The sequence below is a fragment of the Bradyrhizobium sp. NBAIM08 genome (assembly GCF_020193935.1).
Taxonomy (GTDB): Bacteria; Pseudomonadota; Alphaproteobacteria; order Rhizobiales; family Xanthobacteraceae; genus Bradyrhizobium; species Bradyrhizobium yuanmingense.
Genome location: NZ_JADYVR010000468.1, coordinates 1 through 437 on the forward strand (window position 1 = coordinate 1; position 437 = coordinate 437).

Annotated in this window: 1 pseudogene; it reads left to right on the plus strand. The window is 61.8% G+C overall.

Features of this window, described 5'->3' with window-relative positions:
• Window positions 1-437 (plus strand): annotated as a pseudogene (gene gyrB / locus I6F37_RS40475) (DNA gyrase subunit B); the annotation flags it as partial.

Consider the following 437-nt stretch of genomic DNA (forward strand, 5'->3'; position numbering starts at 1 on the left):
CTCTCGTTCCTCAACTCAGGGGTCAAGATCACGTTGAGCGACGAGCGCGGCGAGGGCCGCCAGGACCTGTTCCAGTACGAAGGCGGCATCCGCTCGTTCGTCGAACACCTGGCGCAACTCAAGACGCCGCTGCATCCCAACGTCATCTCGGTCACCGGCGAACAGAACGGCATCACCGTGGACGTCGCCCTGCAGTGGACTGACGCCTATCAGGAAACCATGTTCTGCTTCACCAACAACATCCCGCAGAAGGATGGCGGCACCCACCTGATCGGTTTCCGCGCCGCGCTCACCCGCACGCTGACCAACTACATCGAACAGAACGGCATCGCCAAGCAGGCCAAGATCACCCTGTCCGGCGATGACATGCGCGAAGGCATGATTGCGGTGCTGTCGGTGAAGGTGCCCGACCCGAGCTTCTCCTCGCAGACCAAGGA